The sequence below is a fragment of the Marinobacter piscis genome (assembly GCF_007671655.1).
GTDB lineage: Bacteria > Pseudomonadota > Gammaproteobacteria > Pseudomonadales > Oleiphilaceae > Marinobacter > Marinobacter piscensis.
In genome coordinates this window covers 300,388-314,837 of record NZ_VCGX01000003.1, presented here as the reverse complement: position 1 = coordinate 314,837, position 14,450 = coordinate 300,388, and the positions used below count along the sequence as shown (strand labels likewise).

Sequence of the window (14,450 nt, the reverse complement as noted above, 5' to 3'; positions counted from 1 at the left end):
CTCCGCTCTGGCTACGATTTTGTCTCCAGAAGTTTACGTGCCGCGGCCGATTTGTAAAAAGCCGACAACCGGCGGCGCACAAGGGCTTCAATATACCCTTCTTCTCTGAGCACATCGATAACCGGAATCCCCCAGGCCTCCACTTCGGCCAGCACAACGTCGGGGGTTACACCAACGTCGGCGAGCAATTCCGAGAGTGGCCGCTCACCATACTCTGCAAACAAATAAGCCACTACCGCCCGGGTACAGCCCTCAAAATAATCCGTTTTACGGAATTCCAACCAGAACTCATAGCCCGGAATAACAAACTCATGAAGCTCAGTGTCTCCCAGCCCCTGCTGCAACCCTGCAAGAGTCTGATTCTCAGCATGCATCCACGCCGCCATCAAGGTATCGCGAACTTCATCGTCAGACAGTGCCCGCTGCAGGAACTGCTCACTGCGACTGATCAGGCCCGGAAGACTTTCAGCAAGCCAGGCTTTTAAACGGCGCTCAAAGGTTTCATCCAGTCCGGGCACCGCCTTGTTGGCCATACGTTTGCCAAACTTCATCATGGAGCCAACGCCCGGCACAGACTTGGTAATCAGGTTGTCTTCGTAAAGGTAATTAACCACACCCTGATACACCAGATTCGATACCAGCTCCTGATAAATCGGATGCCCCATTATTTCACTGATCACCCGCTCACGCTGATGCCTCAGCTTCAGCATTGACTCCACAAACTCTGCGGCCTGTTCACGGGTAACAATGTCGGCCAGTTTTGTCTGTTCCTGAATCTGAGCCTTCAGAACCTCCGCGGTCATGTCTCTGGCCAGTTCCGGTACCCCGGCGCCCGGCTCCATATCAACCACCACGCGCTGAATGGTTTCCATGACCCGCTCTTCCGAGCCGATGCGGTTCAGAGTCAGTCTATCGGCGTACTCAAACAGCTCACCGATCTCCTGTTTAAGAAACTTGCGCAGCTTTGCCCCTTTCAGTGAGGCAAGCTCATGCTTTACATGCAACTCAAGCAGCTTGCTGGCGGGATCAATCGGGTCTCGGGTCATAGTGCCTGCATGTCTGTATGGGTTGTCCTTATTGATGATCGGAGAAGTTGTGGGGTTCTGCGGCTAACGCCAGACATAAGCTCCCCGGACCTACATAAATACTGCTGGTGATCCCCATCTGAGAAAGGAGAAGTTCAACGCCGTTGCGCTCACAGGCGTTGCGCAACCGGTTCAGGCCGGGCAAGTCTTCGATTTCTGTCCAGCTCATACCGCAGGACAAGCTGACATAAGGAGTGAGCAGGCCAGCCTCAACCCGCGCAGCGGCATAGTCCATTACCTGTTCGGCGGCCGCTTCAAACCGGCGCGTCCTCGCCACAGGCGTACCTCCTGCACCCTGGCCAAAAATCACCGGGGTGATGTTCAGGGCTTTGCCCAGAAATGCTGCCATGCCAGACACGCTTTTATCGCCACGGCGCCGGGCTCGTTCCCGGATATAATGCAGGTCACGGGGAATAACGCAGGTGTATATCCGGTCAGAGAAGGCTTCCACTTCATTACGCAGGGCGTTCTTTGAGAGCCCCTGTTCCGCCAGCCGGAGTGTATGTGCCGCCAGCAAACCCTGGCCTGCAAAGATTTGTTTGCTATCGATAACGCGCATTGAAAACATGCCTTCACGGCCAGCGGCAGCACGCACCTTGTGGTAACTGGCCATCACCCGGTTCATGGCTTCCGTGGCATTCTGATAAATCAGATTACGACTTCTGGCAACCGTTTCGCAAATAGCAATATCAAACCGGGGAACAATTTCCTTCATGAACAGATCGTAGATCTGCTCCGTCGTATAGGCCCGGGTTTCTGCATGGCGGCCCTTTTTCAGCAGACCGCTCTGATAAAACTCCTGGGTTCTGACCGGATCGTGTTCATCGATATAGGTTTCCCCATCTATTACAGCAGTGACCGGGAGAATAAAAATATCGTGCTTTCGGGCAAACTCGTACGGCAGATCACAGGCAGAATCAACGATCAGACCAACTCTCATGCCGGTTCTCCTGCCTCAAGCTGCTGAAGGCTTTTCTCCAGAAGCGCTCTGTTGTCCTGTTGCCAGGGGTGAAAATCTCTGCGCAGATATGCCATAAACTCCGGCATGCACTGCCGCAGAATACCAGGCTTGCCCCACAGGAAGTTAAGCCCTCCGGCCCAGGTACGGAGATTCCAGAGTTTGCCATCTGTTTTCAGCAGGCTGCAGGTGTTGAGGAAGGTATACTTAAAGAAATTCCAGGTCACAAACAGATAAACAATACGGCGCAGACGCTCATCACCGACACACGCCCGGTACACATCGAATGCCACCGACTTATGCTCGGTTTCTTCTATTGCATGCCATCGCCATAACCGGGCCATAACCGGTGTTGCGCCTTCAAGCCATTCCGGATTGCTCAAAATGGCATTTGCGAGTACCGCAGTATAGTGTTCTGCACCGCATGTGCCTGCCAGCTGACGGCTGGGGGAAAGTTTGCCAACCCATGCCATATGCTTGCGGAAACGGCGGTCCAGCCTGTCGATATCATAGCCCCGGGCTTTCAGCGCTTTGTTATAGGCTTTATGTTCATGGCTGTGCAAAGCCTCCTGACCAATAAAGCCACGAATTTCAGCTTTTAGCTTGGGGTCTTCGATTTTATCCCGGTACAAGCGTACGGCATCAATAAAGTGCTGCTCGCCATCCGGGAACTGGAGCGACAAAGCATTGAAAAATGCGGTGCGGAAAGCATCATCGCCATGCCACAGGGCTTTCAGTTCCTCACTGACATCAAAGTTCAGATGCCGTGGCCTGACGGACACTCCCGGAGGAGTAGAGCTGACGGTCATGACTGCCTCCTGCTCTTATTATGGTTTGATCAGTCGTGAAACCCGGCTAAATTCCATTACTTCACGTCAGCCAAGTCTAAACTGATAAACCAGAATAAAGATAGGGTCCCTGCCCGTAATCGGGCAGGTTGTCACGAAATGACACTCGGAGGGGGGGCTGACTGGCCCCGGTACAAACCGGGGCTGTGATTCAATACTCCTCTACCTTTTTTCCCGGGGCTTCGGGATCCGGGGTAAAGCCAAGCAGCTTGGTTCGCTCAATCAGCATATAAAGAACCACGCCTATTCCAAGCCCCCAGCCTGCGCCGTAAACCGCCAGCACCACCCCCATGGTGCCTGCAATACCCCGCTCAGTATTATTTTCCAGTTGCTCCAGGCCAACCATCAAGCAGATGTAGCCGGTCAACAACAGCGTCAGAGACAAGGCAATGGGTAACACCGGCTGGAAGAAACTCACCAGAGGCAATACGAACAGCGCAATAAAACCGGTGATCCAGAAGGTACCGCCACCGCTATAGATAGAGTCCATGGCATTGCGGCCATACTTGTAACGCTCAGCCATAGTAGCCGTAACAGCCGTCCAGATCGGGCCAGCCAGGCCGGGATAAGGAGCGAAGAAGGCATGCCCGCCATTACGTATGGCCGTAACCAGGTGCACCCGGTCAATGCTGTTGTCAATATCCTCGTCTTTTCGAAGATGATCCACGCGGTTCATCAGGGACTGGCCGACCACGATGTCGCCGAAGGCAATAATATAGGCGATAACAGCTGTTGGAATGGCGTAGAGAAACACCTCCGGATTAGGAAAGCCTACGGAAAACGGCAGGTAGTTCCACAACTCGTCAAAAGCCGGTTTGGTAATGCCCCACTCAACGTTGGGCACCTCGTATTCGCCCGTGGCAAAGCCAACGATAATGGCCACAACCATGCCCGGAACCATTCCGTAATTGGCCACTTTGCGCGCAATTGAGTTGCTTTCGACAAACCCCTTGAAAGACAAAGAAAACATCAGATACAAGCACACCAGGCCGCCAACGATCAGGGATACAGGTGTGTTCGCCAAGCGCCCACCGGCTTCAATTTCCCCCATCAAGGCAGCAATACCGGCACCGATAATAATACCGCCCTTCATGGAACGAGGTATCAGGTTCACAAGTTTACTACCCAAACGGGTCACACCAAGAAACAGGAAAATGACAAACACCAGAAACTGCAGCGCGAACATCGCCTGTATTGCCTCGGGCCCCGGCTCAAAGTCACTCAAAAAGAGCAGGACGACCGGCACAGCCGGGGTTATCCAGCCAGGCACCAATGGCACTCCCAGTAATGCCGGCAACATGAAGCCAATGCCACATATAACCGCATAGGCCAGCGCTACGTCATAAGGCACACCGAGATATTTTTCCAATAAAGGAATCATAGCCAGGCTAACCACAAACATGATCAAAGCCTGAACCATCTCCGCAAATTCCCAGCGGTAGTGAATAAATGGAAGGCGAATTTTGAAAGGTCCGGCCGGCCAGAACGGCTGCTCTTCTCCATTCTTACGGTGGAACATTTGCATAGCAGAGTCTCCTTAAGCACACGCCAAACGTGTGTCGATTTATATTGTTTTTGTATTGATATCCGACAGCGCCGGGCCTGGCGCTGTCGGTCAGGAACTCAGTCCAGTTCTTTGGCCTGATCTCTCAGCAGGAACTTCTGGATCTTGCCCGTTGAGGTTTTAGGCAATTCCGAGAAAATAATGGTTTTAGGGACTTTGAAGCGAGCCAGATGTTCGCGACAGAAAGCAATAACCTCTTCCTCACTGACGTCTCCGGCTTCAGGCTTCAGAGTGACAAACGCACAGGGGGTTTCGCCCCACTTCTCATCCGGTCGCGCTACAACAGCGGCTTCCAGAATAGAGGGATGACGATAAAGCGCGTCCTCAACCTCAATGGTTGAGATGTTCTCGCCACCAGAGATGATAATGTCCTTCAGGCGATCCTTGATTTCCATGTAGCCGTCTTCATGCCATACCGCCAGATCGCCGGTATGGAACCAGCCACCCCGAAAAGCCTCCTCTGTGGCCTTCGGGTTTTTCAGATACCCTTTCATCACGGTATTGCCACGCAGGAAGATTTCACCAATGGTTTTGCCATCTTTGGGGACAGCCTCCATGGAGTTCGGATCTCCGACCATGGCGCCGGCCAGTGTGTGATAACGCACGCCCTGGCGGGCCTTCACCTTTGCGCGCTCCTCCAGGGGCAACTCATCCCACCCGGACTTCCAGGCGCAAACAGTGACCGGACCATAACTTTCTGTCAGGCCGTAAACATGGGTTATCCTGATCCCCATTTCCTCAACGGCACCGATCACCTGGGCAGGAGGTGCTGCACCTGCAACCATGGAGCGGACCTCGTGCTCAATGCCGGCCTTGGACTCAGGCGGCACGTTCAGCAAGGCGTTGAGCACAATCGGTGCTCCGCACATGTGCGTTACTTTGTGCTCTTTGATCAGTCGCAGGATCTTTTCGGGATCTACCCGGCGCAGGCAAACGTGAGTGCCCGCCATGGCGGTTACGGTCCACGGGAAGCACCAGCCGTTGCAGTGAAACATTGGCAGCGTCCAGAGATACACCGGGTGCATGCCCATCGACCACACCGCCTGGTTACCCAATGCGTTGATATAGGCGCCCCGATGATGGTACACAACGCCTTTGGGATTGCCGGTCGTTCCCGAGGTATAGTTCAGTGAAATAGCATCCCACTCATTTTCTGGTAAGCGCCACTGAAACTGCGGGTCGCCTTCCTGCAAGAAGGCTTCATAATCCAGGTCACTGACCTGCACACCTTCGCCGTATTCCGGGTCGTCCACATCAATAACCAGCGGCTTATCTTTCAGGCGGCTCACCGCGTCCCGTACAACCTCGCCGAACTCACGGTCAGCAATAATGGCTTTGGCTTCTCCATGCTCAAGCATGAACGCAATAGCTTCTGCATCAAGGCGCACATTCAGTGTGTTCAGAACCGCACCAATCATGGGGATACCAAAATGGCATTCCACCATAGCGGGAATGTTGGGCAACATGGCTGCTACCGTTTCGCCGCGACCGATGCCGCGACCTTTCAGCGCAGAGGCCAGGCGCCTGCTGCGATCATAGGTCTGAGCCCAGTTATAACGAACCGCTCCGTGGATTATGGAGGGTGAATCGGGATATACACTGGCGGTGCGCTCTATAAAATCAATCGGGGACTGGACAGCGTAATTCGCTTCGACGGGCGCGAGCCCCTGGTCAAAAATCGAGGTCATTGAGTCTTCCTCTTTGTGAGCCTGTTATTCTTGTGACGTATTCAGCAAAATTGCGGGTGCAATTATAACTTCGTATAACCCGGATAGTATTCAACATTAAATACACTAGAAACTACACTAACGTATTATAGTATAAACACTACATCACAGACTCTAGGAAAGTTCACAGACCCATGAGTGTTAGCTTACCTGATGCAGACCCACAGCCAGGCCTGATTCTAAGCAGTACCGGAACGCCTCTGCAGAGCAACCGCGCGGCCGACGAGCTGTGGAAGAGCAGCGGCCTCGACGATGCCGCCGGGCTACTCCCCCGCAACATCCTGGCATTGATTAATGCTGCACGGCGTCAGGCCCGGGCCATCGACAATGTAGAAGCCAGGTTCGGTAACACCATTCTGCTCTGGACATTCATCCCCCTCCCCCACTCAGATGAAATACTGGCACGGGGTCGGGATGCCACCGACGGGATCCGGCTGCAGGAACAAGCCATCCGCTCAAACCGCCTGTACCGCCTGATCACAGAGAACACCACCGACCTTATTTCACGGCACGCACCGGATGGACGCTTTATTGATGCCACGCAAGCGTCTTTCCGTTTGCTCGGTTACTGGCCTGAGCAAATTCGCGGCATGCTTCCGGAAAGTATCTTCCAGAGCGACAACGCCACAAAGCAGCTTGCTGAAGCCGGCAACCTCCTTCGGGACGATGGCTATGCCACTATGACTCTGGACCTGCTTCTTGCGAGCGGAAAAAAGCGATGGCTGGAGATCGCCAGCCGGGCTATACGAGAAACCTATACAGGCACTGTTGTTGAAGTTATCTGTGTATCCAGGGACATCACCGCCAGAGTGGAATCCGAAGATAACAGCCGCAGACTGGCCGATGAACTGGCACGCACATCGAGACTGGCCATGCTGGGTGAACTGGCTTCAAGTATTGCCCATGAGATGAATCAGCCGCTGGCGACCATCGTGAACTTTGCCAGTGCCAGCCAGCGCTACCTGAAAAACGCTCCGGAGAACCCACAACACCTGGAGCGTGTAGAAGATGGCCTTGAGAAAATTACCCATCATGCCAACCGCGCCTCGGAAGTTATCCGCCGCCTCCGCGCCTTTCTGCGGAAGGGCCAGAAACGATCGGCGGCTGTTGCACTGAACCAGACACTCACTAATGTTATCCGCCTGTGTCAGTGGGAGGCGGACAAGCACAATGTGACACTTGTTTTTACCCCGGCAACCAACGAGCCCAGCATCATTGCTGACCCCGTATTACTGGAGCAGGTGCTGATCAACCTGATCCGGAATGGCATCGAGGCAAACGCCGACGCCGGTAAGCAATCGTCCCGGCTGCTGCTTTCAACATCTGTGAACGCAGCCGGGGAAACACTGATCCAGGTAACGGATGAGGGTAACGGCCTTGATGAGCAGGAGTTGAGGCAGATGTTCCAGCCCTTCTTCACTCTCAAACCCCAGGGGTTGGGCCTTGGGCTTTCCATGAGCCGCTCGATTATTGAAGGTTTTGGCGGTTTTCTTGACGCCCAGCCTGTTGCGGGGGGCGGTCTTACGCTAACCTGCCGTTTCCCGCTTGGCTCAGCACACACATCTACTCCCAGATCGGAGACTGTACCCGATGACTAATACTCCTGACCCGGAAGCAACCACGGTCTACGTTGTTGATGACGACGACGGCATGCTGGAATCAACCCAATGGCTGCTGGAGTCTGTGGGTCTGAACGTGCAGGTGTACAGCGATGGCCGCAAGTTTCTCGACGCCCTCGACAACATTCAGGGCGGTTGCGTAGTGCTGGATGTGCGAATGCCGGGCCTTGGCGGTCTTAATGTTCAGGAAGAGCTGCAAAATCGGCGCCCCGGTTTACCGGTTATTTTTGTATCCGGTCATGCGGATGTTCCCATCGCGGTACGCGCCTTCAAGTCCGGCGCCTTTGATTTCATTGAAAAACCGTTCAATGAACAACTGCTGCTGGACAGCGTGCAACAGGCGCTGGCGGCGCACCAGCACTCCAGTCACCAGCAGCGTGGTGACGAGCATACCGAGGCACTTCTTGCAACGCTCACCCCCCGTGAGCGGGATGTCTTTCTGCCTATGGCGCAAGGCTATACCAGCCGGGAAATTGCAGCTGAGTTGGGTGTCAGCATTAAAACCATCGATCTTTACCGGGCTCGTGTTGTCAAACGCCTGGGCGTAGAACGGCTGCCGGATCTGACGGGTATGGCCATAGCGGCCGGGCTCCTTGACCCGCTGAACCTGCGCCAGAATCAAACCTGAACATTATTACGGGTTGCCGGGGCTGGTATACTGCGCGCCCCCCACACTCAACATCCAGCGGGCAGCAATGAAAGCACGTTCCAGCAACCATTATGATGTGATTATTATCGGTGCCGGTGCCGCCGGCCTGATGTGCGCAGCTACTGCAGGCTATCGTGGCCGCAAGGTGCTGGTGCTTGATCACGCCAACAAACCCGGTAAGAAAATCCTGATGTCCGGCGGTGGACGCTGCAACTTCACCAACCTGAACAGTACACCGGCTAACTTCCTGTCCGATAACCCGCACTTCTGCATTTCGGCTCTCAGGCGGTATACCCCCCAGGCGTTTCTTGAGCTTGTAGAGCGACACGGGATAGAGCACGAAGAAAAAGCAGCCGGCCAACTGTTCTGCAAAGAAAGCGCCAAAGACATCGTCAACATGCTGCTGGCAGAGTGCGAATGGGCCGGTGCCGACATTCGCATGAAAACCAGTGTAAACAACATTACTCAGGGCTCTGAAGGCTACCAGGTTAACACTAGCTCGGGCCCCCTCACCTGCGAATCGCTGGTTGCCGCCTGCGGCGGCCTGTCCATTCCCACCATGGGTGCAACAGGCTTCGGTTACGACCTTGCCCGACAATTCGGGCTCCGGGTCCTTCCTACCCGGGCCGGACTGGTCCCCTTCACCCTGCACCCGGAGCTGAAGCAACAACTGGCGCCGCTGTCAGGCGTCAGTTGCCCGGTGGATGCTGCCTGTAACAACCAGCATTTCCGCGAACCCATGCTGGTTACACACCGGGGTCTGAGCGGGCCTTCAATGCTACAGGTGTCCAGCTTCTGGCAGCCCGGCGACTCTCTGATCATCAACCTGCTGCCAGGTCGCGACATCCGCGAAGAACTGACCTTCCTGCGCAAGCAAAAACCACAGTCAACGGTTGCCCAATACCTCGCCCAGCACCTGCCAAAGCGTTTCGCACAGGCATTTAACGAGCTTTACGGCTGGCGTGGCCCTCTTCAGAGCTATAAAAACAGCGACATTGAGCAGATTGCCGACACGCTGGGACAATGGACGGTCAAGCCGGCAGGTACGGAAGGCTATCGTACCGCGGAGGTTACTCTGGGCGGCGTGGACACCCGCCAGCTTTCTTCAAAAACCATGGCCACGCTGGACCACCCAAACCTGTACTTCATCGGCGAGGTTGTGGATGTAACCGGACACCTGGGCGGGCATAATTTTCAGTGGGCGTGGGCTTCCGGCGTTGCCGCCGGGCAGCACGTCTGAGCACTCAGCCTCACCGCAGAATCACCAACGGCGTTTTGGCCGAGTTCAGCATATTAGTGGTTGTACTCCCCAGTAAAAAGCGGCGGATTCTGGAGTGGCCATAAGCCCCCATAACCAGAAGATCAACACTGTGTTCCGCCTGGTACTCATGGAGCGCCTGCTCCACACTGCCACTGCGAATAGCCAAGGTAATCTCTGATTCCAGTGGTGCCAGCAGAGACTCTGCCTTTTGCAACTGTTCCCAGGCCTCCGGAGTGTCACTGCCTACCTTCACCAGGTGTATTGGTATGCCCTTCAGCACCGGGCTGGTTGCCAGATGCTCTACACCACGAAAAGCGGTGGCGCTGCCATCAAATGCCAGCATGGCACTGCGGGGCTCAGTAAACGCATCCGGTACCAGAAGAATCGGGCGGCTTACGCTGCGAATAACGGTTTCCAGCTGGCTGCCAATGCGCTGATCCTGCCCCGAGCTGCTTTCGCCATGCAGCCCCATCACCATCAGGCGGGTCTGTTCCTGCATTGCTATCAGGGACTCAGTCAGATCTCCATGACGCTGCAGCTTTTTAATCTCATCAAGACCCGCATCCCGCAACCGGAAAGCGGCTTCATCGAGCATATGCCCACCGTGCACCAACGCCAGCTTTGCCCGCTTACGGTCCAGCTCCGCCAGTTCATCCAGCAGCTGCTCCCGGCCGCCCAGCGCTATGTTGCCAGCCAGATCCGGCTCTGACGGGTAGCGTTGCTTATCCAGCACGTGCAGCAGCGTCAGAGGCAGGCCCATGTGTTTACTGGCCCAGGCGGCGTAATCACACACCGCCGGTGCCGCTCCGGACCCGTCAATGCAGGCCACAACCTGAAGCGGTTCGTCGGAACCTGCGGGCGCATTCTCTGTTGCATCTTGCATATTAATGACCCATCAGCTGATCAATACCTTCCGGTTTATCATGCACGCCAAAACGGTCAACAATGGTCGCACTGGCCTGGTTCATACCAACAACCTCTACTTCTGCCCCGTCACGACGGAACTTGATAACAACCTTGTCCAGTGCACCTACGGCGGTGATATCCCAGAAGTGTGCACGGCTCACATCTATCACCACTTTATCTACCACTTCACGGAAATCAAATGAGTCGACAAACTTTTCCGACGAGCTGAAAAACACCTGCCCCATTACGTTATAGGTGCGGGTTCTGGCGGCTTCATCCAGGGTGGACTTAACTTCCATAAAGTGCCCGATCTTATTGGCGAAGAACAGGGAGGCAAGCAGCACGCCGGCAAATACGCCCAGCGCGAGGTTGTGGGTAGCAACAACCACGCACACGGTGACCAGCATCACAATGTTGGTTGAAAGCGGATGCTCTTTGAGGTTGCGTATGGACTCCCACGAAAATGTACCTATGGACACCATGATCATCACCGCGACCAGGGCCGCCATGGGAATCTGCACCAGAATATCGTCCAGTATCAGAATCATTACCATCAGGAATACGCCGGCCGTCAGCGTGGACAGCCGTGTACGCCCACCGGATTTCACGTTAATGACGGACTGCCCGATCATCGCACACCCGGCCATGCCACCAAGCAGGCCAGAGCCGATGTTGGCGATCCCCTGCCCCCGGCACTCGCGGTTACGGTCACTTTCGGTATCTGTCAGGTCGTCGACGATGGTGGCTGTCATCATGGACTCCAGCAAGCCAACCACGGCCAGCGGAATGGAGTAAGGCAGAATAATCATCAGGGTTTCGAGCGTAAGTGGCACATCCGGCCACAGGAAAACCGGCAATGTGTCGGGCAGCTCCCCCATATCGCCGACCGTGCGCACATCAATATTGAACAATACGGCAACCAGGGTAAGCGCGACAATACAGATGAGCGGAGACGGCAGCATCTTGCCTACCACCGGCAGATAGGGAAACAGGTAGATAATCCCCAGACCTGCGGCTGTCATGGCGTATACGTGCCAGGTGACACCCGTAAGCTCAGGCAGCTGCGCCATGAAAATCAGTATTGCGAGGGCGTTCACAAACCCGGTAACCACTGAGCGCGACACAAACCGCATCAGGCCGCCCAGTTTTAACCAGCCCGCCAGTATCTGGAATACACCGGTCAGGAGCGTGGCCGCCAGAAGGTATTCCAGGCCATGCTCTTTTACCAGGGTAACCATTAAAAGCGCCATGGCACCGGTGGCAGCAGAGATCATGCCCGGACGGCCGCCCACGAACGCAATAATGACCGCAATACAAAACGATGCATACAACCCCACTTTGGGGTCTACCCCTGCGATGATTGAGAAAGCAATGGCTTCGGGAATCAACGCGAGAGCAACAACAATTCCGGCGAGTAAATCGCCTTTCGTATTGGAAAACCAGTTGGCTTTCAGAGTATTGACCATAATAGTTAAAATCCGGCTGACAGCGCTTCAAAGGAAAAAATCGAATTGCCGTAAGTGGGGGCACGGCAGGGTAAAGGGCGCGAATTCTATCAAAATGTCCATGCAGGCGTAAGGCCACCTGTTCCCAGGCCATACAGGGCTGCTAAGATTCGCAGTTACCTAAAACCCTGAAGGAGTTTCACCTGGGCATGGATGATCTTGCATCCCGGTTCCTGATTGCCAATCAAACCACGCTGGACCTTGCTGTTGCACTGCTTCTGGGCGCGATTATCGGTCTTGAGCGCGGCTGGGACGCCCGCAAACAGAAATCCGGTGAGCGCATCGCGGGCATTCGTACGTTCTCCCTGATCGGCCTGCTTGGCGGTATTTCTGCTGTGCTGGCCCAGGAAATCACCGTCTGGGCGTTCCCGGTTCTTTTGCTGAGCGTAGTAGCCATGGCCATAGTGGCCTACAGTGAGCGCCTTGATCACATTCAAAACTTCAGCATAACCGGCATGATTGGCATGGTGCTGACGTTTTGCTTCGGGGCTGTCGCCGTGGCCGCAGACCCGGTTATTGCAACCACCGCCGCTGTGATTACGGCCATCATCCTTGATAATAAAGAAGAGATTCACAGCTGGGTTCATAAGCTCAAAGCCCACGAGCTGGATGCAGCCCTGAAGCTGCTTGTGATTTCCGTCGTCATGCTGCCGTTATTGCCCAATGAGAAAATGGGCCCCGGGGGAGTGCTCAATCCCCGGGAAATCTGGTGGATGGTGGTCATGATTGCTTCCATTTCCTTCGTGGGTTATTTCGCTATGCGCATGGCGGGTACCAGTAAAGGTATTCTGTTTACCAGCCTGTTTGCCGGCCTGAGCTCATCCACTGCACTGACCCTCCATTTTTCCCGTCAGGCAAAGCAACACCCGTCCCTGGACCCGCAATTTGCCAGCGGCATTCTGATTGCCTGCGGCACCATGTTTCCGCGGATTCTGGTGTACTGCTTTGTTATCAATCGTGAACTGCTGCCAAGCCTGGTCTGGCCTGTCGTCACCATGACGGTGTTGCTGTATATACCTGCCATAATTATCTGGCGCAGAAATACAGAAGCCACTGCGGTTGGCCAGCCCGCGCCCGGTCAGAACCCTCTGGATCTTAAATCAGCTCTGATTTTTGGAGTGCTGCTGACGGTTATCCTGCTCTTGGGGGACTTTCTGAAAAACTGGCTGGGCGACACCGGCGTTTATATGCTGGCAGCCACCTCGGGCATTGCCGATGTGGATGCAATCACACTGTCTCTTACGCGCATGTCCAACAACGGCCTGGCCATGAATGCGGCGGTTATGGGGATTGTTATTGCGGCGGCAACCAACAATCTGGTGAAATCCGGAATGGCCTGGATGGTTGGCAACCGGCAAACAGGGCTGTATGTGGCTGTACCCATGGTGCTTTCACTCGGGGCTGGGCTTCTTATAGCCTGGCTCCAGTAACCACGACCCGCTCCGGGAGACGCTTTTCTGATTTTGCACCCATGAAAGCCTATTCATGAAGAACCACAAAAAAACACGTATATTCTGAAGCCTGACCTATTTCTCCATAAGGGACATCTTGATGCTTTTTGCAATAATTATTGGCGGTCTGATTGGTTACACCTTTGGCAAGTTTCCCGGTTTTATTATCGGGGCAGCCATAGGAGCGTTTTTGCTAAACGCTGCAAAACGCCGCCTGATGGGCAAACTCCAGAATATTCAGTCGGGGTTTATCGAATCTGTTTTCGCAGTTATGGGTGCCCTCTGTAAAGCCGATGGCGTCGTGTCGAGAGACGAGATTCAGATGGCAGAAAACATGTTTTCGCGTTTTCGCCTGAACGCAGCCCAGCGTGAAACCGCCAAGGCGGCATTCAACCGCGGCAAATCTGAAAACTTTGATCTGGACGCCGAACTGGAGCACTTTTTACGCATCAGCGGCCGTCAGCCGGCATTTTTGCAGATGTTCCTGCAAGTGCAGGTGTCTGCAGTTGCGGCGGATGGCGTGGTGCACCCGGAAGAGCACAAAATGCTGGTGCGAATTGCCCGTGGCCTGGGGCTGCCTGAAAGCCAGGTAGACCAGCTGGAAGCTATGTTGCGCGGTGCACACGCAGGCCAGACTGGCAGTCAGCGCTCGACCGCTCAGCAAACGGAGGATGCCTACAAGGTGATGGGTGTTTCACCCTCTATCAGCGATGCCGAGCTTAAAAAGGTGTACCGCAAACTGATGAGCGAGAATCATCCGGACAAGCTGGCCGGACGCGGACTTCCGGAAAGCATGCGAGAAATGGCCGAGCAGCGCACCCAGGAAATCACCCACGCTTACGATGTGATCAAGGAATCCCGGGAAAACAGTGCCTGA

The 14,450-nt window shown here is 54.8% G+C and carries 12 protein-coding genes; 5 read left to right on the top strand and 7 right to left on the bottom strand.

The features are described 5' to 3' along the window. Positions 1–11 precede the first annotated feature (11 nt). From FFI95_RS12360 to FFI95_RS12340, 5 genes are all read right to left on the bottom strand, one after another. Positions 12–1,046, bottom strand: a complete 1,035-nt coding sequence (locus tag FFI95_RS12360; protein ID WP_144822988.1) for a hypothetical protein — start codon at positions 1,044–1,046, stop codon at positions 12–14. A gap of 28 nt (positions 1,047–1,074) precedes the next feature. Continuing rightward, positions 1,075–2,025, bottom strand: a complete 951-nt coding sequence (locus tag FFI95_RS12355) for a DegV family protein (RefSeq protein WP_144822986.1) — start codon at positions 2,023–2,025, stop codon at positions 1,075–1,077. Further along, positions 2,022–2,852: a metal-dependent hydrolase gene (locus FFI95_RS12350; protein ID WP_144822984.1), complete on the bottom strand. Its 831-nt coding sequence runs from the start codon at positions 2,850–2,852 to the stop codon at positions 2,022–2,024. The genes FFI95_RS12355 and FFI95_RS12350 overlap by 4 nt, the downstream gene beginning before the upstream one ends. 190 nt (positions 2,853–3,042) lie before the next feature. Continuing rightward, a complete protein-coding gene (locus FFI95_RS12345) occupies positions 3,043–4,416 on the bottom strand; it encodes a solute carrier family 23 protein (RefSeq protein ID WP_144822982.1) in 1,374 nt (457 codons plus the stop codon). A gap of 98 nt (positions 4,417–4,514) precedes the next feature. Beyond that, complete coding sequence (locus FFI95_RS12340) at positions 4,515–6,143, bottom strand: acyl-CoA synthetase (RefSeq protein ID WP_144822981.1); 1,629 nt, start codon at positions 6,141–6,143, stop codon at positions 4,515–4,517. A 173-nt stretch (positions 6,144–6,316) separates the two neighbouring features. Here FFI95_RS12340 and FFI95_RS12335 point away from each other — a divergent pair, with 173 nt between their 5' ends. The 3 genes from FFI95_RS12335 (at position 6,317) to FFI95_RS12325 (ending at position 9,690) form a co-directional block, all read left to right on the top strand. Beyond that, positions 6,317–7,780: a PAS domain-containing sensor histidine kinase gene (locus FFI95_RS12335; RefSeq protein WP_144822979.1), complete on the top strand. Its 1,464-nt coding sequence runs from the start codon at positions 6,317–6,319 to the stop codon at positions 7,778–7,780. Continuing rightward, a complete protein-coding gene (locus FFI95_RS12330; protein ID WP_144822977.1) occupies positions 7,773–8,429 on the top strand; it encodes a response regulator transcription factor in 657 nt (218 codons plus the stop codon). The genes FFI95_RS12335 and FFI95_RS12330 overlap by 8 nt, the downstream gene beginning before the upstream one ends. Positions 8,430–8,496: 67 nt before the next feature. Then, positions 8,497–9,690: a BaiN/RdsA family NAD(P)/FAD-dependent oxidoreductase gene (locus FFI95_RS12325; protein WP_144822976.1), complete on the top strand. Its 1,194-nt coding sequence runs from the start codon at positions 8,497–8,499 to the stop codon at positions 9,688–9,690. A 10-nt stretch (positions 9,691–9,700) separates the two neighbouring features. Here FFI95_RS12325 and FFI95_RS12320 read toward each other — a convergent pair whose 3' ends face one another. Together FFI95_RS12320 and FFI95_RS12315 are read right to left on the bottom strand one after the other, a co-directional pair. Beyond that, a complete protein-coding gene (locus tag FFI95_RS12320; protein ID WP_144822974.1) occupies positions 9,701–10,594 on the bottom strand; it encodes a universal stress protein in 894 nt (297 codons plus the stop codon). Position 10,595: 1 nt separating this feature from the next. Continuing rightward, positions 10,596–12,083 carry a SulP family inorganic anion transporter gene (locus tag FFI95_RS12315; protein WP_144822972.1) on the bottom strand — a complete coding sequence of 496 codons (1,488 nt, stop codon included), beginning with the start codon at positions 12,081–12,083 and terminating at the stop codon, positions 10,596–10,598. A 188-nt stretch (positions 12,084–12,271) separates the two neighbouring features. On the opposite strand from FFI95_RS12315, the gene FFI95_RS12310 reads away from it, so the two are divergent. Both FFI95_RS12310 and djlA read left to right on the top strand, forming a co-directional pair. Next, positions 12,272–13,552 carry an MgtC/SapB family protein gene (locus tag FFI95_RS12310; RefSeq protein ID WP_144822970.1) on the top strand — a complete coding sequence of 427 codons (1,281 nt, stop codon included), beginning with the start codon at positions 12,272–12,274 and terminating at the stop codon, positions 13,550–13,552. Positions 13,553–13,673: 121 nt separating this feature from the next. Further along, positions 13,674–14,450 carry a co-chaperone DjlA gene (gene djlA, locus FFI95_RS12305; RefSeq protein WP_144822968.1) on the top strand — a complete coding sequence of 259 codons (777 nt, stop codon included), beginning with the start codon at positions 13,674–13,676 and terminating at the stop codon, positions 14,448–14,450.

Coding starts and splice junctions, on each gene's coding strand:
- FFI95_RS12320 (WP_144822974.1), bottom strand. CDS start 10,594: ATGCAAGATGCAACAGAGAATGCGCCCGCAGGTTCCGACGAACCGCTT.
- FFI95_RS12340 (WP_144822981.1), bottom strand. CDS start 6,143: ATGACCTCGATTTTTGACCAGGGGCTCGCGCCCGTCGAAGCGAATTAC.
- FFI95_RS12355 (WP_144822986.1), bottom strand. CDS start 2,025: ATGAGAGTTGGTCTGATCGTTGATTCTGCCTGTGATCTGCCGTACGAG.
- FFI95_RS12350 (WP_144822984.1), bottom strand. CDS start 2,852: ATGACCGTCAGCTCTACTCCTCCGGGAGTGTCCGTCAGGCCACGGCAT.
- FFI95_RS12325 (WP_144822976.1), top strand. CDS start 8,497: ATGAAAGCACGTTCCAGCAACCATTATGATGTGATTATTATCGGTGCC.
- FFI95_RS12315 (WP_144822972.1), bottom strand. CDS start 12,083: ATGGTCAATACTCTGAAAGCCAACTGGTTTTCCAATACGAAAGGCGAT.
- FFI95_RS12360 (WP_144822988.1), bottom strand. CDS start 1,046: ATGACCCGAGACCCGATTGATCCCGCCAGCAAGCTGCTTGAGTTGCAT.
- FFI95_RS12310 (WP_144822970.1), top strand. CDS start 12,272: ATGGATGATCTTGCATCCCGGTTCCTGATTGCCAATCAAACCACGCTG.
- FFI95_RS12335 (WP_144822979.1), top strand. CDS start 6,317: ATGAGTGTTAGCTTACCTGATGCAGACCCACAGCCAGGCCTGATTCTA.
- djlA (WP_144822968.1), top strand. CDS start 13,674: ATGCTTTTTGCAATAATTATTGGCGGTCTGATTGGTTACACCTTTGGC.
- FFI95_RS12330 (WP_144822977.1), top strand. CDS start 7,773: ATGACTAATACTCCTGACCCGGAAGCAACCACGGTCTACGTTGTTGAT.
- FFI95_RS12345 (WP_144822982.1), bottom strand. CDS start 4,416: ATGCAAATGTTCCACCGTAAGAATGGAGAAGAGCAGCCGTTCTGGCCG.